Source organism: Roseivivax halodurans JCM 10272, from assembly GCF_000521785.1.
GTDB lineage: Bacteria > Pseudomonadota > Alphaproteobacteria > Rhodobacterales > Rhodobacteraceae > Roseivivax > Roseivivax halodurans.
In genome coordinates, this window is record NZ_JALZ01000004.1 from 204,807 (window position 1) to 228,014 (window position 23,208).

The 23,208-nt window shown below is 66.6% G+C and carries 22 protein-coding genes, 1 tRNA gene and 1 other RNA gene; 14 read left to right on the forward strand and 10 right to left on the reverse strand.

Annotation, left to right across the window (positions count from 1 at the left end; all coding sequences use genetic code 11):
• Positions 1-18: 18 nt before the first annotated feature.
• On the reverse strand, positions 19-2,244 hold the full coding sequence (locus OCH239_RS06035; RefSeq protein WP_037259910.1) for a hypothetical protein: 2,226 nt from the start codon (positions 2,242-2,244) through the stop codon (positions 19-21).
• Positions 2,245-2,399: 155 nt separating this feature from the next.
• Here OCH239_RS06035 and OCH239_RS06040 point away from each other — a divergent pair, with 155 nt between their 5' ends.
• On the forward strand, positions 2,400-3,086 hold the full coding sequence (locus OCH239_RS06040) for an SIMPL domain-containing protein (RefSeq protein WP_037259912.1): 687 nt from the start codon (positions 2,400-2,402) through the stop codon (positions 3,084-3,086).
• Here the strand turns inward: OCH239_RS06040 and OCH239_RS06045 are convergent.
• From OCH239_RS06045 to OCH239_RS06070, 7 genes are all read right to left on the reverse strand, one after another.
• On the reverse strand, positions 3,068-3,313 hold the full coding sequence (locus tag OCH239_RS06045) for a ribbon-helix-helix domain-containing protein (RefSeq protein WP_037259914.1): 246 nt from the start codon (positions 3,311-3,313) through the stop codon (positions 3,068-3,070). The genes OCH239_RS06040 and OCH239_RS06045 overlap by 19 nt on opposite strands.
• Positions 3,310-3,486 carry a DUF4169 family protein gene (locus tag OCH239_RS06050; RefSeq protein ID WP_037259916.1) on the reverse strand — a complete coding sequence of 59 codons (177 nt, stop codon included), beginning with the start codon at positions 3,484-3,486 and terminating at the stop codon, positions 3,310-3,312. Before OCH239_RS06050 ends, OCH239_RS06045 begins: the two co-directional genes overlap by 4 nt.
• Positions 3,487-3,574: 88 nt before the next feature.
• Positions 3,575-4,969 (reverse strand): class II fumarate hydratase, encoded by a 1,395-nt coding sequence (fumC, locus tag OCH239_RS06055; protein WP_037259918.1) that lies wholly within the window; start codon positions 4,967-4,969, stop codon positions 3,575-3,577.
• Positions 4,970-5,053: 84 nt separating this feature from the next.
• Complete coding sequence (locus OCH239_RS06060; RefSeq protein WP_037259920.1) at positions 5,054-5,518, reverse strand: SspB family protein; 465 nt, start codon at positions 5,516-5,518, stop codon at positions 5,054-5,056.
• 84 nt (positions 5,519-5,602) lie between these two features.
• Complete coding sequence (chrA, locus tag OCH239_RS06065; RefSeq protein ID WP_037259922.1) at positions 5,603-6,847, reverse strand: chromate efflux transporter; 1,245 nt, start codon at positions 6,845-6,847, stop codon at positions 5,603-5,605.
• A 78-nt stretch (positions 6,848-6,925) separates the two neighbouring features.
• Positions 6,926-7,275: a transfer-messenger RNA gene (gene ssrA / locus OCH239_RS22030) on the reverse strand.
• 24 nt (positions 7,276-7,299) lie between these two features.
• Complete coding sequence (locus OCH239_RS06070; protein ID WP_037259924.1) at positions 7,300-7,659, reverse strand: DUF4345 family protein; 360 nt, start codon at positions 7,657-7,659, stop codon at positions 7,300-7,302.
• 192 nt (positions 7,660-7,851) lie between these two features.
• Here OCH239_RS06070 and OCH239_RS06075 point away from each other — a divergent pair, with 192 nt between their 5' ends.
• Entirely contained in the window at positions 7,852-8,841 is a 990-nt protein-coding gene (locus tag OCH239_RS06075) for an oxidoreductase (RefSeq protein ID WP_037259926.1), read from the forward strand.
• A 224-nt stretch (positions 8,842-9,065) separates the two neighbouring features.
• Positions 9,066-10,715 (forward strand): BCCT family transporter, encoded by a 1,650-nt coding sequence (locus OCH239_RS06080; protein WP_051489327.1) that lies wholly within the window; start codon positions 9,066-9,068, stop codon positions 10,713-10,715.
• A gap of 72 nt (positions 10,716-10,787) precedes the next feature.
• Here the strand turns inward: OCH239_RS06080 and OCH239_RS06085 are convergent, their stop codons facing one another.
• The gene (locus OCH239_RS06085; protein ID WP_037259928.1) at positions 10,788-12,227 is read right to left on the reverse strand and encodes an alpha/beta fold hydrolase; all 1,440 of its coding nucleotides are present in this window, start codon (positions 12,225-12,227) and stop codon (positions 10,788-10,790) included.
• A 281-nt stretch (positions 12,228-12,508) separates the two neighbouring features.
• Here OCH239_RS06085 and OCH239_RS06090 point away from each other — a divergent pair, with 281 nt between their 5' ends.
• From OCH239_RS06090 to OCH239_RS06130, 10 genes are all read left to right on the forward strand, one after another.
• On the forward strand, positions 12,509-12,943 hold the full coding sequence (locus OCH239_RS06090) for a GAF domain-containing protein (RefSeq protein ID WP_037259930.1): 435 nt from the start codon (positions 12,509-12,511) through the stop codon (positions 12,941-12,943).
• A 181-nt stretch (positions 12,944-13,124) separates the two neighbouring features.
• Positions 13,125-14,543, forward strand: coding sequence for a cryptochrome/photolyase family protein (locus tag OCH239_RS06095; protein WP_037259932.1), 1,419 nt, complete (start codon positions 13,125-13,127; stop codon positions 14,541-14,543).
• 150 nt (positions 14,544-14,693) lie between these two features.
• Complete coding sequence (locus OCH239_RS06100; RefSeq protein ID WP_037259934.1) at positions 14,694-15,902, forward strand: SAM-dependent methyltransferase; 1,209 nt, start codon at positions 14,694-14,696, stop codon at positions 15,900-15,902.
• Positions 15,903-15,909: 7 nt separating this feature from the next.
• Complete coding sequence (locus OCH239_RS06105) at positions 15,910-16,350, forward strand: TrgA family protein (protein WP_037259936.1); 441 nt, start codon at positions 15,910-15,912, stop codon at positions 16,348-16,350.
• A 6-nt stretch (positions 16,351-16,356) separates the two neighbouring features.
• Positions 16,357-17,475 carry an NUDIX domain-containing protein gene (locus OCH239_RS06110; RefSeq protein WP_037259938.1) on the forward strand — a complete coding sequence of 373 codons (1,119 nt, stop codon included), beginning with the start codon at positions 16,357-16,359 and terminating at the stop codon, positions 17,473-17,475.
• A 55-nt stretch (positions 17,476-17,530) separates the two neighbouring features.
• Positions 17,531-18,559 (forward strand): cysteine synthase A, encoded by a 1,029-nt coding sequence (locus tag OCH239_RS06115; protein ID WP_037259940.1) that lies wholly within the window; start codon positions 17,531-17,533, stop codon positions 18,557-18,559.
• Between the two features lie 8 nt (positions 18,560-18,567).
• On the forward strand, positions 18,568-20,976 hold the full coding sequence (locus OCH239_RS23075; RefSeq protein ID WP_084782218.1) for a DUF3772 domain-containing protein: 2,409 nt from the start codon (positions 18,568-18,570) through the stop codon (positions 20,974-20,976).
• 89 nt (positions 20,977-21,065) lie between these two features.
• A tRNA-Ser gene (locus OCH239_RS06125) sits at positions 21,066-21,155 on the forward strand.
• Positions 21,156-21,393: 238 nt separating this feature from the next.
• A complete protein-coding gene (locus tag OCH239_RS23695; RefSeq protein ID WP_280110339.1) occupies positions 21,394-21,519 on the forward strand; it encodes a hypothetical protein in 126 nt (41 codons plus the stop codon).
• A 94-nt stretch (positions 21,520-21,613) separates the two neighbouring features.
• Positions 21,614-22,390, forward strand: coding sequence for a protein NO VEIN domain-containing protein (locus OCH239_RS06130; protein ID WP_211241969.1), 777 nt, complete (start codon positions 21,614-21,616; stop codon positions 22,388-22,390).
• Positions 22,391-22,483: 93 nt separating this feature from the next.
• On the opposite strand, the gene OCH239_RS23700 is transcribed toward OCH239_RS06130, so the two are convergent.
• Positions 22,484-22,609, reverse strand: coding sequence for a hypothetical protein (locus OCH239_RS23700; protein WP_280110340.1), 126 nt, complete (start codon positions 22,607-22,609; stop codon positions 22,484-22,486).
• 237 nt (positions 22,610-22,846) lie between these two features.
• On the opposite strand from OCH239_RS23700, the gene OCH239_RS06140 reads away from it, so the two are divergent.
• On the forward strand, positions 22,847-23,208 hold a 362-nt coding region (locus OCH239_RS06140; protein ID WP_037259942.1), incomplete at its 3' end, for an esterase-like activity of phytase family protein.

The window sequence follows — 23,208 nt, forward strand, 5'->3', positions numbered from 1 at the left end:
GGGGCCGCCTTTTTCGTGTCAGGGCATGCGCAGGGTCATGTTCTGCCCGCCTTTGACGTAGCGGATCTGGTCCTCGCCGATGGCCGCGATGCGGCCCCCGTTCACGCTGTCCCCGACCTTTACCTTCTCGTAGCGGCCGTTCGGAAGACGGACGAGCGCGCGGCGGCTCGAGGGCTCTCCGTAGACGCCGATCAGGTTCATCTGCCGCAGATCGACGGCGTCCCGAACGGTTGCCCTCTCCGCCACGGTCGATCCAGACGGGGCCGACGGCGCGACGGTGCGCGGCGCCACCTGCGCGGCAAGGCGCCGGGTCTCTTCGACGACGGTTTCGAAATCGCCCGGCCGCTGCGACGGGACGAGCGACGCCACCACCGCCCGTTCCGTCGCGGTGGTATCCTCTTCGGCTTCTGCCTTTGCCGGAGCCGGGCGCAGCGCGGGCCTCCTCGACGCCAGCTCCTCGATCGTCGCTCCGCGGAACGTGAGGCGCTCGGTGTCCTCGATCAGGGTAACCGGTCGTCCTTCGGGACGCAGACCGCCGAGCGCGTCGAGCCGTTCGGCATCCTCGACGCTTTGCACCTCTTCGGCGCCGCCGGGCAGAACGCTCGACCGGGTGGGCGGCACGACGGGCGGGAGCCCGGCGAAGACACGCACTCGGTCGGGATTGATTGCACCCTCGTCGGTGGCCCGGACGAGGCCGCGGTCGTCGAGATCGAAATCCACCCCCGCGGGCGCAGGCGGCATCGGTGCGGGGTAGGGTGCGTCGTTCGCCGCCCCTTCGGTGTCGGGCAGGGCCACGGCGTCGAGCTCGGTGACGGGGGCGTCGAGCGACAGAAGGTACACATCGTCAGTATCGAGCGCGCCGGCCGACGGTTCGGCGGGCGCGGTCGGGGAGCGCTGCCAGATGCCGGTCGCGGCGTAATCGGTCCTCGCCGTCTCCGGGCTCTGCGTTGCGGGTGCGGACGCATCGCTCTCCGCATCGGATCCGGCAGGGTCCGCCGAGGCTTGGGTAGCGCCCGCCTGATCCACGCCATCGCTCGCGTTCTGAGTTGAAGCCGAGGAGATCTGCGACGCGGGCTCGGGAGCGGATCTGAGGATCCGTGCGAGGCCGTCCTCCATGCTGAAAGAGGCCCAGGCGGCCACCGCCACAAGGAAGAGGAGCAGCGCCGCGGTCAAAGTCAGTCCGAGGAAGCGCGGCTTGCCGCCGACCTTCGGCTCGGGCTCGGTGCGCGCACCGAACATTGTCATACGCTGTGCTTCGTCGACCTTGGCGGCCGCGCCGGGCTCGCGCCCGGGACGCAATGCCGCGATGCGCGTCTGCGCGTCGCTCGGGGCACCGTGTGCGGATTTCGGGTCCGGCCGGGCGGCGGAGGAGGGGCCCGGCGCTTCGCCATCACGCGCAGCGGATTTCTTGCGGAAGACGCCGAGGCCCCGCTTGCGGGGCGACGTTTCTGGGATCTCGGGCGAGGCCGGAGCGGCGTCGTCCAGCGCAGGATCCGACGCGGCGATCGACCGCAACCGGCTTCGAACCTCCTCCGCATCCGGCCTTTGCGGCACGGGGCGGCTCAGTCGGTCGCCGTCGTTGAGCGGGCTCGCAGATTGCGATGCGTCCTTGCCCTGCCGCGCCCGGACGCTGCTGAAAGCCGGCGCCGCGGGCTCCGGCGACGCATTGCCCGTCGGGGGAGCTTTCCGTGGCCCGGCCGGGGCCGCAGGCGCCGCGGTATTGTCACGTACCATGCGGATCGGCCGGTCGCGCTCCGGAGCCGCGCCGTCCCACGATCGCACCGGTCCGAAAAACGGCTCGCCATCGAACTTCGAAGGGTGCGGCATCGCCACCGCCGAGACGGGCCGGAACCCATGCGTCAGGGCAAATTGCTCCGCCTCGTCCAGCGTCTCGCGCGCCAGAGCCGCAACGAAGAGGCGGCCCTTGGCGACCGACCAGTCGTGTTGAAGGTCCGCGACCTCGTAGGGCGTCGCCCCTTCGAGCGCGGCGCGGGCAGCAGCCGCCCGCTCCGCGTCGGTGCCGGGATCGCGGATGTCGAGGAACTTGATCTGATCCTCGGGTATGACGAGCTTGACGCAGGTCCCGTCGGGCGCCGCGGCCGCGGCGATGTCGCGCAGTTTGCGCATCTCCTCTTCGAGATCGCCGTCGAGGGCGGCCTCGCCGAGAACGGCCCAGCCGCCCTCGACCCGGCGCAGCAGCGAGATGCCCTCGACAGAAAGGTTCAGCGCGAATTCTGGTATCATACGGAGACCTTTACCATTGCCGGCGGAGTCTTTGGAGTCCGTAGCGCGTTTCGGATCTTCTTAAAGCAGCGAGACCCGCAGCGAAAGAGAGGCATCTTGCGACTGCCGCATCCGCACGCGAAACTCTGCGCCTCGCAAGAAGGGAAAGGAAACCCATGCAACGGATCGTGATCGTTCTCGCCCTGGCGCTCGGCTTGGCCGGTGGTGCCGCCGCTCAAGAGGAGGGACCGCGCCTGACGGTGCGGGGCGAGGGAGAGGCGTCGGCCCCACCCGACATGGCAGTGATCACGCTTGGCGTCACCGAGCGCGCCTCCGAAGCCGCGGCCGCGATGGACGCGGCGTCCGGTGTGGCGGCGCGCATTCTCGAACGGCTCGAAACCCTCGGTGTCGAGGCCCGGGACGTCCAGACATCCGACCTCTCGCTGAACCCCGTGCGGCGCGGCGACGGCTCGGAGGCGGAGCCCGAGATCGTGGCCTACGAGGCCTCCAACCGCGTCGATCTTCGCGTGCGGGATCTCGGCAGCCTCAGCGACGTGCTGGCCGCGGTGCTCGAGGACGGCGCGAACACGCTCGGCGGGCTGAGCTTCAGCGTCAGCGATCCCGAGCCGCTTCTGAACGAGGCGCGCCGCGACGCGGTGGCCAAGGCGCGGTCCAAGGCCGAGCTCTATGCCGAGGCCGCGGGCGTGACGCTCGGGCCCATCGTCCGGATCGACGAGGGCGGGAGCGGCGGAGGCTTCCCTCGGCCGATGGCAGAGATGCGCGCCGTCAAGGACGTCCCCGTCGCCGCCGGCGAGACCGGCTACACCGCCGAGGTCACGATCGTCTACGAATTGGTCGACTGAGATTTCTGCGCCGCTTCCTTGAGGCGGCGCAGGATATAGACCCGGATCGACGAGGCGAGACCGGTGTCGAGCGGGCGCTGCGCGTCGATCTCGGCGGCCAGCGCATTGAGCGGCTTGCCGTCCTGTTCGGCGATCTCGCGGAAGGCGGTCCAGAAGGGCTCTTCCAGCGAGACGCTCGTGCGGTGCCCTCGCAGCGTCAGCGAGCGCTTGACGGGTGGGCCGCTCACTTTTCGCGCTCGTGTCCGTCGTGGTCGCGGCGGACGCGCTCCGCCTCGGCGGCCTCGCGATCCTTCTGCGCCTTCGTCCGCCCATGGCGCACGGAATTCTCGTCCGCCTGGGCGCGCTTGTCGTCGCGGGCCTTGCGCTTCCGGAAACGGTTGAGATTCACCACGTCAGTCATATTCAAAATATAGACTATTTCCGGATCCACGCCAGAGGTGACGCAACGGGAGCTGCAAAGGCGATGCCGGCTCCCGCTGCGTTCCGCCTCAGGCTTTCGGGCCGATCATGTCTTCGGGCCGCACCACGCGGTCGAAGGTCTCCTCGTCGACAAAACCGAGCTTCACCGCTTCCTCGCGAAGGGTCGTGCCGTTCTTGTGCGCGGTCTTGGCCACCTTGGTGGCGTTGTCGTAGCCGATGGTTGGCGCGAGCGCCGTCACAAGCATCAGCGAGTTGCGCATCAGCTCACCGATCCGCTCCTCGTTGGCGCGGATGCCCGAGACCATGTTGTCGGTGAAGGCCGACGCGCTGTCGCCGAGAAGCTGCATCGATTGCAGTACGTTGTAGCTCATCATCGGGTTGTAGACGTTGAGCTCGAAATGCCCCTGGCTGCCGGCAAAGCCGATGGCCGCGTCGTTGCCCATCACATGCGCGCAGACCATGGTCAGCGCCTCGGCTTGCGTCGGGTTCACCTTGCCCGGCATGATCGACGAGCCCGGCTCGTTTTCGGGCAGGATCAGCTCGCCGAGGCCGGAGCGTGGCCCCGAGCCGAGGAAGCGGATGTCATTCGCGATCTTGAAGAGCGAGGCCGCGACCGTCTTGAGCGCGCCCGAAAACATGACCATGGCGTCATGCGCCGCAAGTGCCTCGAACTTGTTCGGTGCGGTGACGAAGGGCAGGCCGGTGATCTCGGCGATCTTGGCAGCAACGCCCTCGGCCCAGCCTTCGCGGGTGTTGAGGCCGGTGCCGACGGCGGTGCCGCCCTGCGCCAGTTCGTAGATGTCCGGAAGGCAAGCCTCGATGCGCTCGATGCCCTTGGCGACCTGGTGGGCGTAGCCCGAGAATTCCTGGCCCAGCGTCAGGGGTGTTGCGTCCTGCGTATGGGTGCGGCCGATCTTGATGATGCCCTCGAACTCTCCCGACTTCGCCTCGAGCGCCGCGTGCAGTTTGCGCAGCCCCGGGAGCAGCACGTTGCGCGCCTGAAGCGCGATGCCCACATGCATCGCCGTCGGGAAGGTGTCGTTCGAGGATTGCCCCATGTTGCAGTGATCGTTGGGGTGGACAGGGCTCTTCGAGCCCTTCTCGCCGCCGAGGATCTCGATCGCGCGGTTCGAAATCACCTCGTTCGCGTTCATGTTCGACTGCGTGCCCGAGCCGGTCTGCCAGACCACGAGCGGGAAATTGTCGTCGAACTTGCCGTCGATCACCTCCTGCGCGGCTTGACCGATGGCCTCGCCGATCTCGGGCTCCATGCTGCCCTGCTCGACGTTCTGCTGGGCGCAGGCCTTCTTGATCGCGCCGAGCGCGCGGACGATGGGCGCGGGCTGCTTCTCCCAGCCGATGGGAAAGTTCATGATCGACCGCTGGGTCTGGGCGCCCCAGTACTTGTCGGCGGGAACCTCGAGCGGGCCGAAGCTGTCGGTCTCGGTGCGGGTGTCGGTCATGCGTCTGTCCTCGTCCTCGGGAGTTATCCGTCGCGGGCGGGGATAGCGTGACGCCCGCGCACGGGCAACGGCGAAGGACGCGGCTTACTTGCGGAAGCTGTCGAGCGAGACGATGTCGGCGTCCTTCCGGGCGCCTTCGGGCTCGTCGTCCTCGGGCTCGGCGACGATGTGCGGCGCCTCGACCTCGTCCTCGTCGTCCTGGGATTCGAACCGCAGGCCGAACTCGACGGAAGGGTCCACGAAGGTCTTGATCGCGTCGTAGGGGATGTAGAGCCGTTCGGGCGCGTCGCCGAAGTTGAGCGTCACGGCAAAGCCCTCGTTCGTGACGTCGAGATTGTCGAACCAGTGCTGCATCACGACGGTCATCTCGCCCGGATAGCGGTCCGACAGCCAATCGGCGATCTCGACATCCGGGTGAGCGGTATCGAAGGTGATGAAGAAATGGTGCTCGCCCGGCAGTCCGGTCTGGGCGATATCGCTCAGAACCTCCTGAATAAGCCCCCGCATCGCGCGGTGCATTAGATTGCCGTAGTCGATCCCGTCGGACATGGCCCGTCCTTCATCTGCCTTTTCTCCAGCATATTGCATCTGTCGGCAGATGAAAGGGGCCGAGTGCCGCGCTTTCTCGGCGCCTCACATCGCGCCGAGGATCCCCCCCGCAAGGCCCGTGGCCGCCAGCGTGACGACGGGCCCGCGCTTCAGGACCAGCATGAGAACGGCCGCGAGCGCGACGAGCAGCAGCGCGTGGGGATCGAGCGTCGCAGGGACCGGCACGGAAACCGACAAGGCACCGGCCTCGCGGACCTCCGTGAAGAGGACATGGATCGCGAACCAGATCGAGAGGTTCAGGATCACGCCCACGACCGCCGCGGTGACCGCCGAGAGCGCGCCCTGAAGCCGCGAACGCGCGAGAAGCGATTCGACATGGCCCGCGAAGGCGAAGATCCACAGAAAGCACGGAACGAAAGTCATCCAGAGCGTCAGCACCCCCGCGGCGATGGCGGCGACGGGCCCGTGGGCGGCATAGCCGGTGAGCATCCCGACGAACTGGGTGACGAGGATCAGGGGCCCGGGGGTCGTTTCCGCAAGCCCGAGGGCATCGATCATCTGACCTGCGGTGAGCCACCCATTGGTCTCGACCACCACGTCCGACATGTAGGCGAGAACGGCGTAGGCGCCGCCGAACGTGACGATTGCAAGCTTCGCAAAGAAGGCCGCGAGATCGAGGAAGAGCGTTGCACCGGACAGCCAGAGCAGCGGCAGCGGCAGGAGCCAGAGCGTCGTCCAGAGCGCGATGGTGTGCCAGGGCAGGGCGGAGGCGGCCTCTTCGCGCGGAAGCTCCGTCTCGCCCCGGCGCGTGAGATAGCCGAAGAGAGCGGCGGCGGCGACGATCACCGGGAAAGGAATCGAAAAGACATAGATACCGACGAAGGCCAGCCCCGCCAGCGCGACCATGGCGCCACCGGTCAGGCCCTTGCGGGTCAGCCGCACGAGCGCCTGCACGACAATCACGATGACCGTTGCCTTCACGCCGAGCAGCACGGCATCGACTCCGGGCGTCGCACCGACGGTGACGTAGGCCATGGCAAGGGCCGCGATGACAAAGGCGCCGGGCAGCACGAAGAGCCCTCCGGCGATCAGGCCGCCGGGAATGCCCTTGAGCCGCCAGCCCGTATAGGTGGCGAGTTGCATCGCTTCGGGGCCTGGCAGGAGCATGCAGAAGGAGAGCGCGTTGAGAAACTGCCGCTCGGTCAGCCAGGGATGCTCTTCCACGCATTCGCGGTGCATGAGCGCGATTTGCGCTGCGGGACCGCCGAAGGACAGCCAGCCGATGCGGTGGAAGACGCGCGCAAGTTCGGGAAATGTCGGATTTGCCATTGAGCGGACCTTGCCTGCCGGGTGCGACGGGATCGTGACGCTTGTGGCGGAGGTCGCAGACTACGGCAATGGCAGGAGAGTGCAGGCTTCTGTTGCCAGGTGCCTGCGAACCCCGCCAAACCCTGCTAGGGGAGTGGACTTAGATTTCGGTCTCGTTACCGCTTACGCGGCAACTGCAACCGGAGCATGATTGTCGTTGGCAACTATGCTTTACGGACCGATAACGGTGGTACCTCACCGGGACAAAGCCACCCCTTTAGACGTTCGTCGATCCTATTTCGGCCCCAAGATCCCCCAACGAGCGGATGATTGGTGGAGCCGCCGGGTACCGCCCCCGGGTCCGAGCCGCTTATTACGAGCGCGTTTATGTCCATAGTCTCTTGCGAGACAGGCAAAACATAGTCGCTGCGCCCTCCGGAGAAAAGAGGGGTCGGCCGCGAAATTTGGGATGGTCAGATCGCGCTGCCGTGTATTGCCAACAGCCAGGCCGCCCCGACGGCCTCGAAGGCGAAGTACAACGCGGCTTTCGGCTGCGGCGGTTTGTCCGCGACCATCGAGACCAGGCGCCCGATGCAGGCCCCGGCATAGGCGATCCCGAGCCCGGCATAGACCGCCGCCGACCCCGTAATCAGCGCAATCCCCCCGAGCGCGACGAAGAGCCCGCCGGCGGAGGCGCGGAGCTCCGACAATCCCATCGTCGTCGCGCCCACCTCGAGGTCGAGCACGCCCGCCGTGTAGCGCGGCGCGATCAGACCAAAGAGCCCGAAGGCGATGGTGAGGAGCGCCACCGCGATGTTGAGGATGTCGATCATAAGTCACCCGATCCGTTTGCGTGTTCGAGACGGAACTAGACCGCCCGGAGGGCCCGGCGAGGGGGGAGGGTATCGGTCCCCCGGCACCCATGTGATGTCGCCGTTCGGCGCGAGGCGGATCGCATTCCAGACTTGCCCCGGACCCGTGTCGCGGTAGGTCTTGGACAGGTGGGAGCGAAAGGGAGAGACGAGATGCGCGCGCTGGTGGTCGAGAAGGACGAGGACAGCGGCAAGACCCGCGCCGCGGTCAAGGACATCGCCGAAGACGACCTGCCTGCGGGCGACGTCACGGTCGCGGTCGAGTATTCCACCCTGAACTACAAGGACGGGCTCTGCATCGGGCAGGGGGGCGGACTCGTCCGGTCCTATCCGCACGTTCCGGGCATCGACTTTTCCGGCACGGTCGAAAGCTCCGACGACCCGCGTTACGCGCCCGGCGACAAGGTGGTCCTGACCGGCTGGCGGGTCGGCGAGGCGCATTGGGGCGGCTATGCCGAGAAGGCGCGCGTGAAGGCGGACTGGCTCGTGCCGCTGCCCGAGGGTCTCGACACCCGGATGGCGATGGCGGTGGGAACGGCGGGCTTCACCGCGATGCTCGGGGTGATGGCGCTCGAGGACCACGGTCTCGAACCGGAGCATGGGCCGGTCCTCGTCACCGGGGCTTCGGGCGGGGTCGGCTCGGTCGCGATCGCGATCCTCGCCAATCTCGGCTACGAGGTCGCCGCGGTGACCGGGCGTCCGGACAACGAAAGCTATCTCAGAGAATTGGGCGCCTCGACGATCGTTCCGCGCGCCGAGATCGCGGACACCGTCAAGCGCCCGCTCGAGGCAGAGACATGGGCCGGGTGCATCGACGCAGTCGGGGGCGCCATGCTCGCGCGGGTTCTCGGCCAGATGAAATACGGATGCTCCGTCGCGTCGGTGGGCCTTGCAGGGGGCGCGGATCTGCCCGCGAAGGTCATCCCCTTTCTCCTCAGGGGCGTGAACCTTCTCGGCATCGACAGCGTGATGAAGCCCTACGATACCCGCCTCGAAGCCTGGAGGCGCGTTGCCCGCGACCTGCCGATGGAGAATCTCGAGGACATGATCGAGACCGCGACGCTCGATGCGCTTCCGGATCTCGGAGCGGCCATCCTCGAAGGCAGAGTAAAGGGACGCGTTCTCGTCGACATCCGGGCCTGAGGGTCGCCCAAGAGTTGTGCGATGGCCGTGTTCCGGGCCGAAATCGGCTGCCGCACTTGAAATTTTTGTAATGGATCTTCAGGAGGTTCGTCGCCGTCGGGTGCCATTCCGCATCGCGGCACGACATTCGCGCTGGTAACGATCACGGGCGCGCTACTTCGAATGCAGGTGTGCGCATACTGCGTGAATACTGAAAACCAAACCACCAGAGGAGAAAGTGCCGCATGTCCGACACGTCATCCGAAGGGCTGGATATTCCGTCGCCGGACGGTGAGGTCAACACGATCGACACCACCTACGAGGTCGGTCAGGACAATATCCAGAGATCGATCGGCCCCCTGTCGTTCGACATCCACAACCCGGTCTTCCTGATCTCGTCGCTGACCGTGGTCGCCTTCGTTCTCGTCACGCTGATCTTCCAGGATCAGTCTTCGGCGGTCTTCAACTGGCTGTTCACCTTCGTGACGACCACGTTCGACTGGTTCTTCCTGTCGGCCGCAAACATCTTCGTCATCTTCTGCCTGTTCCTGATCGTCAGCCCCTGGGGCAAGGTCCGGCTGGGCGGCACGGACGCGAAGCCGGATTTCGGCTACCTGTCCTGGTTCGCGATGCTGTTTGCCGCCGGCATGGGCATCGGCCTCATGTTCTTCGGCGTGCTCGAGCCCGTCTACCACATGCAGGTCTCGGGACCGCTCGGCCTCGAAGGGCCGATCACCGACACCGCGACCGGCGAGATCAACCAGGATCTGGTCGACGAGGCGCGGGCCCATGGTCTTGCCGCGACGATCTTCCACTGGGGTCTGCACCCCTGGTCGATCTATGCCGTCGTGGCGCTGAGCCTCGCGCTCTTCACCTACAACAAGCAGCTTCCGCTCTCGATCCGGTCGGCGTTCTACCCGCTGATGGGGGATCGCGTCTGGGGCTGGCCGGGCCACGTCATCGACATCATCGCGGTGTTCGCGACGCTCTTCGGTCTGACCACGTCGCTCGGGCTCGGTGCGCAGCAGGCCTCATCCGGTCTGCACTTCGTGTTCGGCATCTCGGAGGGTCTCAACACGCAGATCATCGTGATCATGTGCGTGACGGCGATCGCTCTCGTCTCGGTCATCCGCGGCATCGACGGCGGCGTGAAGCTTCTGTCGAACATCAACATGGCCTTCGCCTTCATCCTGCTGATGTTCGTCTTCCTCGTCGGACCGACGATGCAGATCCTGCAGGACACCTGGACCGGCTTCATCACGTATGTGGGGGACATCGTTCCGCTCTCGAACCCGATCGGGCGGCAGGACGACAGCTACCGCGAGAGCTGGACCTCGTTCTACTGGGCGTGGTGGATCTCCTGGTCGCCCTTCGTCGGCATGTTCATCGCCCGCGTCAGCCGCGGCCGGACTGTGCGTGAGTTCATCACCTGCGTGATCCTGATCCCGACAGCCGTGTCCATCTTCTGGATGGCAACCTTCGGCGGCACCGCGATCAACCACGTCCTCGAGATGGGAACCGATAGCGGCGCCTACCAGAACGTGATCGCGAACTACAACGACTCGCTCGCCATGTTCGCGATGTTCCAGGACCTGCCATTGTCGATGATCACCTCCACGCTCGGCATCGTTCTCGTGCTGGTGTTCTTCATCACCTCGTCGGATTCGGGCAGCCTCGTGATCGACACGATCACCGCCGGCGGCAAGACCGAGGCCCCCACCGCTCAGCGGGTGTTCTGGGCAACGACCGAGGGCATCGTGGCGATCGTGCTGCTGATCGGCGGCGGTCTCACGGCATTGCAGGCGATGGTGAACGCGACCGGCATCATCTTCACGGTGGTTCTGCTGTTCCTCTGCTGGGCCATCTTGCAGGGCCTGCGCAGCGAGCCGCGCTGACAGGTGAGATCATGAAGTTCGGAAGGGGCGTCCAATTCGGGCGCCCCTTTCATTTTACCGTGCTAAGGCGGTTCATCCCGCGGCAAAGAGCGGCGTCGAGGCGGCCAGTGACCAGGCGAGTATGACGCCGGAGGCGAGGCCCACCCCGGCAGGGCCAGCGCGGCGTGCCATCCAGCCCGCCATCGTTCCGTAGACCAGCCAATAGAGCACCAGCACCGGGATCACCGTGAAGACGAGCCCCATCGGATCTGAGCGCAGCGCGATCACCGCGGAGAGGGCGCAGAGAACCGGCAGGCGCAGCAGGAGGCGCATGCCGAGACCACGGCCGTGAACAAGCGCGCGATCGGCCACCCCGAAGACGAGGGTTGCGGGAATGAGCAGCACCATCAGTCCGAGCCGCGGGCCGGTCGGAACGAAAGCCGCCCCGTAGCGGTCGAGCGCAAGCGCAAAGACACCGAGCCCCCAAGCGAGCATCAGCGCCGCGGCGCCAGCATCGCCCCGGGACCACGACAGGCGCGGGCGCAAAAGGCCCAGGGTGACGACGCCCCATGCCCCGAGCGACAGAGCCAGCGCGCCGAAGGCCGCCGTCCCAAGCGCCGGCAAGGCGGTCGCCCCGGCGATCACCGCGGCGATGCTGCCGACAAGCGCAGCAAGCATGGCGCGCCGCGCCGGTCCGGCCGCGCCGGTCTCGATCCTCGGCAGGAGAAGAGTGCTCAGGGGATAGGCCGCGATCACGATGGCGAGGAGCAAGGCCGCGATCCAGGGACCGATGGAGACGGCTTGCGTCTCCGGCCCGAGCCACGCCGCCACCTCGCGCGCCGTCGTTCCCGACCAGAGGACGCCGACATGCCCCACCCGGGGCGCAACGACAGCCCGGCGTAGGATGCCGTCCTCGCCGACCGTCTCGCCTTCTGCCCCTTCACCCACTCCGCGGACCGCATCGAGCGCCACGTCCCTCAGCCGCCCCTCCCGTTCACCCGACACGATCAGGAGCCGGGCGGGATGGGTGGCCGTCACCGCGTCGGAATACATCGATATCGCTGCAACGGCACGCACGCCTTCAAGCCGGTCCGCCGCCCGCACGATCACGTCCGTTGCCATGGAATGTCCGACGAGCGAGATCTCCTCCGCCCCGGTGAGCCTGACTGCGTCCTCGGCCACGGCGATTGTCTGCTCGACGAGATCCTCGGTCGTCCCGGTGATCCGCTCGACATCGCGGGACAGAAGCGCGCCGTGCCGGCCGTGGCCGGGATAGTCGAAAGCGACGACGTCGTGGCCGGCCCGGGCGAGGGTCAGGGCAATGGCCTCCATCATCTGCCGCGATCCCGCAAAGCCATGGGACACGATCACCAGACCGGCATCTCCGCCCTCGTAGAACGTGGCCGGCGCACCGCCGAGCGTGAGCGCTCTCGGCTCGGCAAAGCTCCGCATCCGCTCGAGCTGCGCCGCACCTGCCGCGATCACGACGAGCGAGAGGACGAGGAGGGCGATGTCGCGGAGCGTACGGGCCATGTGCCGACTATGGGAGGACATCCGCGCATGTCGAGTGAATTGGCCGCAGGCATAACTGACCCGTTTCAGCATATTGACAGTCCCGGCCTCCCAAGCACCCTGCGCACCGGAACCCTCGCGAGGGAAATTCCGAAAATTTTGCATTGATTTACACATTTTTGAGACGAAACATTTTGCCGTATAAGAGTCTTGCACAGAGATGAGACAGCTTCCGACCCTGAACGTACTGCGTCCCCGCGCGCGCCGCGAAATTTGTCCTGCCGATCGGCGCGGGGCTGGCCGTGCGTGACCTCGGGTCCACGACCTCGCACCGCGAGATCGTCGCGTATCTGCGCAGCATGCTTGACGTCTTTTTCGTGTTCTCGACCGAGATCGTCGGGGACAGGCTTTATGTGCGGTCAAAAGACTGCGCGATCGAAGACCGGACGGGGATCAAGGACCGCGCCGTCCCGCTTGAGCTGACGATCTGCCGTCACACCCTCGCGCTTGCGCGCCCGCTCGTCATCGACGACACCCATGCCCATCCGCTGGTCAAGGGGAGCCACGCGCTCGATGCGCTCGGCGTCGCGGCCTATCTCGGCGTGCCGGTCTTCTCGGGCGGACAGCAGCTGCCGAGGACGCTCTGTGCGCTGCATGTACGGCCACGACGATGGCTCGACGAGGAGATCCGGATGATGGTCGATGCGGGTGCTCACAGCGCATCGATGCCGTTTTGAGGCCCCACGAGTGCCGTCTGACCACCCGCGCGAGCCGGCCGAACCTAGGACAGCGATGCCGCGCGATCTCGGATCTGCTCGGTCTGCTCGCCGCGCGGGGCGCGGCATGACGGCGCGCTTGCCGGATCGCGGGCTGCGCTAGGTTGCCCGGGACCCGCGACACCGACCGAAAGTGACACGCATGACCGCCACGTCCACGCTGATCTGGTTCCGCCGCGACCTGCGCCTCTCGGATCACCCGGCGCTCGACGCCGCGGTCAAGCGCGGCGGCCCGGTCATCCCGGTCTTCCTGCACGACGAGGGCGTGAAGATGCTGCGCACCGCGCCCGCCTGGCGGCTCGGGCTCGGGGTCGGCCATCTCGCAAGATCGCTCGAGGACAAGGGCAGCCGGCTGATCCTGCGGCGCGGACGCGGCGTCGATCTCATCCCGAAGCTCGTAGAGGAGACTGGAGCGGGTGCGGTCTACTGGATGCGCGCCTACGATCCGGTGAGCGTCGACCGCGACCGGGACGTGAAGGCGGCGCTGAAGGAAGCGGGGATCGAGGCCGAGAGCTTTCCCGGTCACCTGATGTTCGAGCCCTGGACGGTCGAGACCAAGACCGGCGGCTTCTACAAGGTCTACACGCCCTTCTGGCGCGCCGTGAAGGACCGCGAGGTGGCGGAACCGCTCGGCACGCCGTCCTCGCTTCCCGCGCCGGACAGATGGCCCGAGAGCGATGCGCTCGAGGACTGGCACCTCGGCGCCGACATGGATCGCGGCGCAGAGGTGGTGCGCCCCTACGTCCAGCTTGGCGAGAGTGCGGCACAGGCGCGGCTCGGGGCCTTCATGAGCTCGAAGGTCGAGCGATATGACGGCGCGCGGGACATTCCCGCCACCGACGGAACCTCGAACCTTTCGGAGAATCTCAGCGTCGGTGAGATCACGCCGCGACAATGCTGGCATGCCGGGCTGCGCGCGCTCGAGGACGGCAAGGCGGGGGCGCAGACCTTCCTGCAGGAGCTCGTCTGGCGCGAGTTCGCCTATCACCTGATGTGGCACACGCCGCGCCTGCTCTACGACAATTGGCGCGAGGAATGGGACGCGTTTCCCTGGAACGAGGACGAGCGCCTCAAGGAGGTGATCGCCTGGAAGCGGGCGCGGACCGGCATTCCCTTCGTCGATGCGGCGCTGCGCGAGATGTATGTCACGGGGCGGATGCACAACCGCGGCCGGATGATCGTCGCCTCGTATCTCTGCAAGCATTTGATGTGCCACTGGAAGATCGGCATGGAATGGTTCGAGGACTGCCTCATCGACTGGGATCCCGCGTCGAATTCCATGGGCTGGCAATGGTCGGCGGGATCGGGCCCCGATGCGACGCCCTATTTCCGCGTCTTCAACCCCGAGACCCAGCTCGACCGGTTCGACAAGTCGCGCGACTACGTCAGGCGCTGGATCGCGGAAGGTCAGGACAACCCGCCGAGGGAGGCGCTGAGCTATTTCGACGCCATCCCGCGCAGCTGGGTGATGTCCCCGGACGACGCCTATCCGGACCCGATCGTCGAGGCCTCCGAGGGACGCAAGCGCGCGCTCGAGGCCTACGAGAACCGCGACTTCTGAGGCGTGCGGGCGTGACCTGATGGCACAGGCCGCGAGAGGGTCCCGCGATGCAGCTTGCCGAGAAACGCAACTCCTCTAAGACAAGAGCAGAAACCGGCGGGGTCATTCCACCGTGGCTGATGCCGGACAGAACAGGGAAAGCAAGACCAGATGATCCGGACAGACACCGCCGGCGAGGCAGGCCTGCCACGATACTTCCCGCAGGTCTTCGCCGCAGCGAAGACCATGAACAGGGGCCGCGCGGACTTCGTGCTCGAGGACGGCCGGGTCTTCCGGGCGGAAGGTCGCGCACCGGGACCGGTCGCCGAGCTGCACATCCACAATCCCGACCTTTTCGGCCGGCTCATCCGCGAAGGGTATCTCGGCTTCTCGGAGGCCTATCTCGAGGGATGGTGGTCGACGCCGGATCTGATGGCGTTCATGGATCTCATGCATGCCGACAACGACGAGCTCTATGACGGGTTCGCAGGCATGGGTCTCGTGCGGGCCTTCGAGCGTCTGCGCTTCTGGCTGCAGGCCAATTCCAAGCGTCAGGCCAGACGCAACATCGCGCATCATTACGACCTCGGGAACGATTTCTACAAGCTCTGGCTCGACGACACGATGACCTATTCCTCGGCTCTGTTCGAGACCGGGCAGGAGAGCCTCGAGAAGGCCCAGACTGCAAAATACGCCAGCATGGTCGACCAGATGGGGGCCTCCGCCGGCGATCACGTGCTCGAGATCGGCTGCGGCTGGGGTGGCTTTGCCGAATACGCCGCAAAGGAACGCGGGCTCAGGGTCACCGGCCTCACGATCAGCCGCGAGCAATACCACTACACGCGCGAGCGGATCGCGCGGGCAGGGCTATCGGACCGCGTCGAGGTCAAGCTGCAGGATTACCGCGACGAGCGGGGCGCCTATGACGGCATCGCCTCCATCGAGATGTTCGAGGCGGTCGGGGAGCGCTACTGGCCGGTCTTCTTTGACACGCTGCGCGACCGGCTGAAACCCGGCGCGAACGCGACGCTCCAGATCATCACGGTGAAGCATTCCCGCTGGGAGATGTACCGCCGGAGCGTCGACTTCATCCAGAAATACATCTTTCCGGGCGGCATGCTGCCATCGCCGGTGGTGCTGCGCGACGAGGTGCGCCGGGCCGGGCTCGACGTCACGGGGTCGATGGAATTCGGTCAGTCCTACAGCCAGACGCTGCGTCGCTGGCACGACACGTTCAACGAAAAATGGGAGAATGTGTCTCAACTGGGCTTTGACGACCGCTTCCGCAGGATGTGGAACTTCTACCTGACCTCCTGCGCCGCGACCTTCTCGAGCGGCAATTGCGACGTCACCCAGATCACAGTGACACGACCGAGCTAGCGCCACCATGCCCACCGCCGCCAAACTGTTCTCGGGTCTCGGTCTGGCGGTCCTGGCCTTCATCGTCTCGGAGATGGTCAAGCCGCTCGTGCCGGACCGCACGCAGTTCGGGCATTTCTCGCTCTGGCATGCGGGGATAGGGTTTCTCTGTGGCTGGATCGTCGTCGGACCCCGCGCCGGCCGCGGGCTCGGCGCCGCGATCTCGAACGGGATCACCGGAGTTGCGGCGGCGGTCGTCTGGTGTCTCGCGCTGCAGGCGGGCAACCGGATGGTCGTGCGCGCCTTCGACCGGCGCTACGATTCGATACTCGAGGCCATCGCCAACGGCTTCGAGCTGATTGCCGAATACGCACGGGTCCTGGTGGACGGACAGATCGTCGCGACCCTGCTGGTCGGTGCCGTTCTCGTGGGTTACCTGTCCGAGGCCACTGCCCGACGCTGGAGATGACCCTTCGTGACTTCGCTGTTCGTTTTCGGGACGCTCCGCCACGTCCCGCTGCTGGCCCGCGTGCTGGGCCGACCCGAGGACGGGATCGACGCCGTTCCCGCGACCTGCGCGGATCACCGCGCCATGACCGCCGAGGGAGAGGAGTTTCCGATCCTCCTCCCCGCGGCCGGCGAGGTGGCGCCCGGCCTTCTTCTGCCGAACCTCTCGGAAAACGATGTCGCCCGGATAGATCACTACGAGGGCGTTTACGGATACGCGCTCGAGCCGGTGAGGGTGGGGACCGAAGCCGGCCCGGCCGATGCGCAAGTTTACCGGCCCACGGATAGTCTTTGGCAGCCGGGGGATCCGTGGGACTTCGAGACGTGGAGAGCGCGGTGGGGCGAGATCACGACCCTTGCCGCAGACGAGGCGATGGCGAGCTTCCGCACCGATCAGCCGGGCGCTCCGCGCTTCGCCCGCATGGCGCGGGCGTGGTCGCAGCTTCTGGCGCGGCAAGGCGCGCCGCGCGATCTGCGTGCCAGGCTCGGGATGGAGGCTGTCGACGGCCCGCGCTGGATGCCAGGTTTCGAGGGCTTCTTCCGTCTGCGCCGCTTCGCGCTGTCGCATCGTACCTTCTCGGGTGGCGAAAGCCCGCGCGTCGAACGCGAAGGCTTCGCCGCCTTCGATGCGGCCCTCGTCCTGCCCTACGATCCGGAGCGCGACTCCCTGCTCGTCATCGAACAGCTGCGCTACGGTCCGATCCTGCGCGGCGATCCCTTCCCTTGGGTGCTCGAGCCGGTGGCGGGGCTTGTCGATCCCGGTGAGGATCCGGTCGATACTGCTCGCCGCGAGGCGGTGGAGGAGGCGCATCTGCATCTCGGGCGCCTCGAGAAGATGCTCGGCGTCTATGCCTCTCCGGGATACAGCAGCGAGTTCTTCCACTGCTTCCTCGGCATTGCGGATCTTTCGGGGCAGGACGGCACGCTCGGTGGCGCCGAGGAGGAGAACGAGGACATCCGCAGCCATGTCATCACCTTCGACCGGGCCATGGAACTGATCGCCACGGGCGAGATAAATGCCGGACCTCTCGCGATGATGATCTACTGGCTGGGCATGAACCGGGACCGCCTGCGCGCCTTGTCTTGAGGAATCCGGACCACCGACCTACACCCTTCGGACAAAGACGTTCAGGAGGGCGCTCATGCGCATCGCGACAGACCTCGCCGACTCGGTCGGCCAAACGCCACTGATCCGGCTGCGCAAGGCCTCCGAGCTCACCGGTTGCGACATCTACGGCAAGGCCGAGTTCATGAACCCCGGCCAGTCGGTCAAGGACCGCGCGGCGCTCTACATCATTCGCGATGCGGTCGAGAAGGGCCTGCTCGAGCCCGGCGGCACGATCGTCGAGGGCACCGCGGGCAATACCGGCATCGGCCTCGCGCTGGTCGGCACGTCCATGGGATTCCGCACCGTGATCGTGATCCCCGAGACGCAGAGCCAGGAAAAGAAGGACATGATCCGGCTCGCCGGCGCCGAGCTCGTACAGGTTCCGGCCGCGCCCTACAAGAATCCCAACAATTACGTACGCTATTCGGGCCGGCTCGCCGAGGAGCTGGCCAAGACCGAGAAGCACGGCGCGATCTGGGCCAACCAGTTCGACAACGTGGCGAACCGTCAGGCGCATGTGGAAACGACCGGCCCCGAGATCTGGGAGCAGACCGGCGGCAAGGTCGATGGCTTCATCTGCGCGGCGGGATCGGGCGGCACCATCGCGGGCGTCGCCGAGGCGCTGCAGCCGAAGGGCGTGAAGGTGGGCCTTGCCGACCCCGAAGGCGCGGGTCTCTACAAGCTCTATACGGGCGAGGAGAACCCCGGGGACTCGATCACCGAAGGCATCGGGCAGGGGCGCATCACCGCCAATCTCGAAGGCTTCAAGCCCGACTTCGTCTGCCGCGTCGACGACAAGGAGGCGCTGCCCATCGTCTACGACCTCCTCCAGAAAGAGGGGCTCGTCATGGGCGGCTCGACCGGAGTGAATGTGGGGGGCGCCATCCGCATGGCCAAGGAGATGGGGCCGGGTCACACCATCGTCACCGTGCTCTGCGACTTCGGCAACCGCTACCAGTCCAAGCTCTTCAATCCCGAATTCCTGAAGGGCAAGGGCCTGCCGGTGCCCCCGTGGCTCGCCTCCGCGCCCGCCTCGATCCCCGGCGTCTTCGAGGACGTGTGAGGGCGACGGTGGCGTTTTTCCGCCGGCTCCTCCTTTCCCTGACCCTGGTCTGCGCCGCTGCCTCCGCGGCCGCGCAGCAGCAGAACTACGATTACGGCCCGTGGGAGGAAACCGCTCAGCGCGCCGAGAGCGCGCTCGAGCAGGAGGACGTCACCGACCAGACCCTCGATCTCCTGCGCGGCCGGATTGCCGAGTTCCGCTCCCAGTTTGGCGCCCTCCGCGACGCCGAGGCCGCGCGCACGCAGACCCTCCGCTCGCAGCTCGCCGCGCTCGGCGAGCCGCCCGAGAATGGAACCGAGGAAGAGGAAATCTCGAACCGCCGTGCCGAACTCCAGGAGCAGCTCGCCCAGGCGCGCGCGCCGGGCGTCGCCGCGGAAGAGGCCTTCACCCGTGCCGACGGCCTGATCGGCGAGATCGACCGCCGGCTGCGCGAGCGTCAGGCCGAACGCATGCTGTCGCGCGGCCCGCCGCCGGTGAACCCGGTGCATTGGCCCGTGGGCGTGGAGGCGCTGCTCGAGTCGGTGTCGAGGACGCTCACGCCCCCGGATGAGGCGTGGATCAGCGAGGAGGATCGGCAGGCCCTGATCGAGCAACTCCCCGCCATCCTTTCGCTTCTGGCCCTCGGCATCTTGCTCCTGCTGCGCGGCGGACGCTGGGCCGAGATCGGTGTCTCCTGGCTGCGGCGGCAGACGCGTCCGGGCTCGGGCGTCTGGAGGTTCGTGCTGTCGCTCGGCGAGATCTTCCTGCCCATCGGCGGCATCCTCGCCATCGTCGCCGCTGCGGAGGCCTCCGGCATCCTGTCCGAACGGTCGCTGCAGCTTCTCTACGGCGTTCCGATCTGGCTCGGCATCTTCTTCTACGTCCGCTGGCTGGCGATGCAGACCTTCTCGCCCGACGATGACGTGGCGACGCTTCCCATCGGCCGCCCGCGCCGGCGCGAGGCGCGCTATTTCTTCCTCGGTCTCGCCGTCCTTCTGGTCCTGCGGCGGCTGCACCTGGCCCTGGCCGAACTCGACGATTACTCGATGGCCGCGGCCAACGTGATCGATTTCCCCATCGTCGTCATTTCGGGGATCCTGCTCTTCCGCCTCGGCCAGATCTTCATGAACGCCGAAGCCGTGGACAGCGACGAGACCGGCCCGCAGCCCGACGGGATCCTCTTCCGCATCCGCGTGGCCCGTGTCCTCGGACGCGCGATGCTCGTGGTCGGGGCGGTAGCGCCGATCTTCGCGGCTGCGGGCTTCTCCAACCTCTCCGAGGCGCTGCTTTATCCCGCGATAAGGACGCTGATGCTCTTCGGCACGATCCTCGTCGTGCAGCGCTTCATCGGCGATCTCTACGCACTTCTCACGGGGCGCTCGGTCACCGAGACCAACACGCTCATTCCCGTCGTTGCCGGCTTCCTCCTCAGTCTCGTCGCGCTTCCGGCGCTGGCGCTCATCTGGGGCGCGCGCACGACCGATCTGACCGAGCTCTGGGCTGCGTTCACCGCCGGCTTCACGCTCGGCGGCACCCGCATTTCGCCGACGAACATGCTGACCTTCCTGCTGGTCTTCGCGGTCGGCTTCGGGATTACGCGGCTTCTGCAAGGTGGGCTTCGTAGCGCGGTCCTGCCGAAGACCCGGATCGATCTCGGTGGCCGCAACGCGATCGTCTCTGGCATCGGCTATATGGGCGTTCTGCTGGCGGCGCTGGCGGCGTTCGGCGTCGCCGGGATCGACCTCTCCTCGCTGGCGCTCGTCGCCGGTGCGCTCTCGGTCGGCATCGGCTTCGGCCTGCAGAACATCGTGCAGAACTTCGTCTCGGGCATCATCCTGCTGATCGAACGCCCGATCGGCGAGGGCGACTGGATCGAGGTCAACGGCACGCACGGCTTCGTCAAGGACATCTCGGTCCGCTCGACCCGGATCGAGACCTTCGACATGTTCGACGTGATCGTGCCGAACGGCGATTTCATCTCCGGGACGGTCACCAACTACACCCGGGGCAAGACCATCGGCCGCCTGATCGTACCGATCTCGGTCGCCTACGGCACGGATACCCGCCAGGTCGAGCGCATCCTGATGTCGATCGCCCGGGAGCATCCCTTCGTTCTGATGAACCCCGAGCCGTTCATCTACTTCGTGGGCTACGAGAATTCCGCGCTGAACTTCGAGATCCGAGTGTTCCTTGTCGACGTGCTCGAAATCCTCGTGGTGAGGACCGAGATGAACCACCAGATCGCCGAGCGCTTCGCGGCCGAGGGCATCGAGATTCCCTTCCCGCAGCGCGACATCTGGTTCCGCAATCCCGAGACGATCGTCGGAAGCGGCGAGAGCAGGCACCGCTCCTTCGCCGGGGAGGGGCAGGGGGTGCGCGACATGCCGTCGGGCTCGCGCCGGAGCGGCCCCGGCAGCGGCGGCGACGCGGACATCTGAGCCGCGCGGCACTTCCGCCGCGTCCGCGCCGCCGCTTTCGCAGGTTATCCGCTTGCATCCCCCTGCCTGCATCCATTAGGACCACCCGCGGAGAGGTGGCCGAGTGGTCGAAGGCGCACGCCTGGAAAGTGTGTAGGCGGGAAACCGTCTCGAGGGTTCGAATCCCTTCCTCTCCGCCACATTCAAATGCGGAATCCGCCTAAGGGCCCCGATCGGGGGCTTTTTTCTTCTGCATTCAAAGGGCGTTGGCAGGGCCACCCGCCCCTCGGAGACTGGGCGCTTGACGCAGGATGGGTCTCCGAATGCCCCGCGTCTCTCTTTGAACGCCCCTCGACGGCCACGGGACGGCGTAAAACATCCTCGCATTTGCAGTGCGTTGCCGTGTTCATGGGTTCGTCCCGTGCGCGAGATAATCCGGTGACGGAGACCGACACGAAGGCGCAGGGCGGTCAGAGGGACGGCTCCGTGGCGGCCGATCACCAGGCCTTGGCGCTGGTGCATGGGGCCGGCGACATCAGCGAAATCCCTGCCGGTAGTCTCTGATGACAAACAGACTTCGCGCCCATAGCCTGGCGCAATGTCGAACGGGCCCTAGACGGATGAAGAGAACGACCTGATCGTCGCGGATTACTTCGCGATGCTGGCCGACGACGTCTCCGGGCGGCCCTACAAGAAGGCCGAGCATCGCCGCGCACTTCTGCCGCTGCTGAACGACCGGTCCGAGGGGTTCGTCGAGTTCAAGCACCAGAATATCAGCGCGGTGCTGAAGGGGCTCGGCGAGGACTGGATCCCCGGTTACAAGCCCGCGTTCAACTTCCAGATGACCCTGGTGGATGCCGTGGCGCGGTGGCTGGCGCTGAACCCGGCCTGGCTCGGGCGCCAATCTGGCCTGCACCCCGCACGCGGTTTGCGCGAGGCGGCCCAGATCTGGATCGGTCCGCCGCCGACGCTGTCGAACCAGCCGCCTCCGCAGGAACTGGACCAGATGCTGCACATCGCCCGCAAGTTCGACGTGGCGGGCCGGGACGAGCGCAACCGGGCCCTCGGCCGCGCAGGCGAGGAGCGCGTCCTGGCGCATGAGCACGCGGTCCTGCGGATGGCAGGACGGGACGATCTGGCGCGCAAGGTGCGGTGGGTGTCGGAGGAGGATGGCGATGGTGCGGGCTACGACATCGCGAGTTTCGCCCCGGACGGTCTGGCCCGGCTGATCGAGGTCAAGACGACGAACGGCTGGGAGCGCACGCCCTTCCACATTACCCGCAACGAACTGGCCGTGGCCGAGGAACGCCGGTCCGAATGGCGTCTGTTCCGGCTCTGGAACTTCGCGCGCGAGCCGAAGGCGTTCGAGCTGCACCCGCCGCTCGACGCCCACGTCTCACTGACCGCGACGACGTTTCAGGCGAGCTTTCATTGAGGCTCAGTCGAACACCCGCTCCGGCTGTTCCTGCCACGGCAGGGCCGCGACATCGGTCAGTTTCAATAGGGTCACGGCGGGCGCCTTGCGCTTTTAGACCAGTCGCTTGAATACACCCGGCGCGAGATAGGCGAGCCGCACCTGGCGGCTGACATGGCGTTCGGCAAGCCCCACTGCTTTCGCCAGATCGGCGACCGTGTTGAATTCGCCAGCCTCCATCCGCCGCCGCCAGCCCCACCCCCGGCCGATGGCGCGCAGGATATGCGGATCCTGTGTCCGGTCTTCGCTCGGATCTTCGGGCGACCGTTCTGCTTGCGGACCTTGAGTGGAGAGAAGATCTGGATGGACCCTTCGGGTTTCATCATTCCGCCGCCGCCTTCTTTCGTGGCGCCATTATGTCTCGCTGCCGGACCGGAAACTTCTGATCTCGGCCAACGAGACCGACCATCTCCGCGGATGGCAGTGCGCGCGCATGTGATGATCTTCGAGCGTCAGGGGGCGGACGCCGTCTACCCGATGCTGACCTCCGCAGGCTCCGACACCCTGATCGGATGGGGAACGCCCTCGGGGCTCGTCGCGGGCGGCGACGGCATGCTCCACGCGGTGAACGACAGTTATTACGCGGGCTCGCCGATGATCTTCACCATCGATCCCGCCGAGACGCCCGCGCGCATCACGGCTGCCGTTCCGGTCACTCAGGACGGCGCACCGCCGGCCGGCATCGACATGGAAGGCGTCGCGACGGATGGCGCGATCGGGTTCTGGATCGCGAACGAGGGCCATGCGCAGAACGAACGGCCGCAGGTGCTCTTCCACGT

Bases quoted from the DNA above. Each gene is read 5' to 3' on its own strand.
- OCH239_RS06035 (WP_037259910.1), bottom strand. From the start codon at position 2,244: ATGATACCAGAATTCGCGCTGAACCTTTCTGTCGAGGGCATCTCGCTG.
- OCH239_RS06040 (WP_037259912.1), top strand. From the start codon at position 2,400: ATGCAACGGATCGTGATCGTTCTCGCCCTGGCGCTCGGCTTGGCCGGT.
- OCH239_RS06050 (WP_037259916.1), bottom strand. From the start codon at position 3,486: ATGACTGACGTGGTGAATCTCAACCGTTTCCGGAAGCGCAAGGCCCGC.
- fumC (WP_037259918.1), bottom strand. From the start codon at position 4,969: ATGACCGACACCCGCACCGAGACCGACAGCTTCGGCCCGCTCGAGGTT.
- OCH239_RS06060 (WP_037259920.1), bottom strand. From the start codon at position 5,518: ATGTCCGACGGGATCGACTACGGCAATCTAATGCACCGCGCGATGCGG.
- chrA (WP_037259922.1), bottom strand. From the start codon at position 6,847: ATGGCAAATCCGACATTTCCCGAACTTGCGCGCGTCTTCCACCGCATC.
- OCH239_RS06070 (WP_037259924.1), bottom strand. From the start codon at position 7,659: ATGATCGACATCCTCAACATCGCGGTGGCGCTCCTCACCATCGCCTTC.
- OCH239_RS06075 (WP_037259926.1), top strand. From the start codon at position 7,852: ATGCGCGCGCTGGTGGTCGAGAAGGACGAGGACAGCGGCAAGACCCGC.
- OCH239_RS06080 (WP_051489327.1), top strand. From the start codon at position 9,066: ATGTCCGACACGTCATCCGAAGGGCTGGATATTCCGTCGCCGGACGGT.
- OCH239_RS06085 (WP_037259928.1), bottom strand. From the start codon at position 12,227: ATGGCCCGTACGCTCCGCGACATCGCCCTCCTCGTCCTCTCGCTCGTC.
- OCH239_RS06095 (WP_037259932.1), top strand. From the start codon at position 13,125: ATGACCGCCACGTCCACGCTGATCTGGTTCCGCCGCGACCTGCGCCTC.
- OCH239_RS06100 (WP_037259934.1), top strand. From the start codon at position 14,694: ATGATCCGGACAGACACCGCCGGCGAGGCAGGCCTGCCACGATACTTC.
- OCH239_RS06105 (WP_037259936.1), top strand. From the start codon at position 15,910: ATGCCCACCGCCGCCAAACTGTTCTCGGGTCTCGGTCTGGCGGTCCTG.
- OCH239_RS06115 (WP_037259940.1), top strand. From the start codon at position 17,531: ATGCGCATCGCGACAGACCTCGCCGACTCGGTCGGCCAAACGCCACTG.
- OCH239_RS06130 (WP_211241969.1), top strand. From the start codon at position 21,614: ATGCTGGCCGACGACGTCTCCGGGCGGCCCTACAAGAAGGCCGAGCAT.
- OCH239_RS23700 (WP_280110340.1), bottom strand. From the start codon at position 22,609: ATGGAGGCTGGCGAATTCAACACGGTCGCCGATCTGGCGAAAGCAGTG.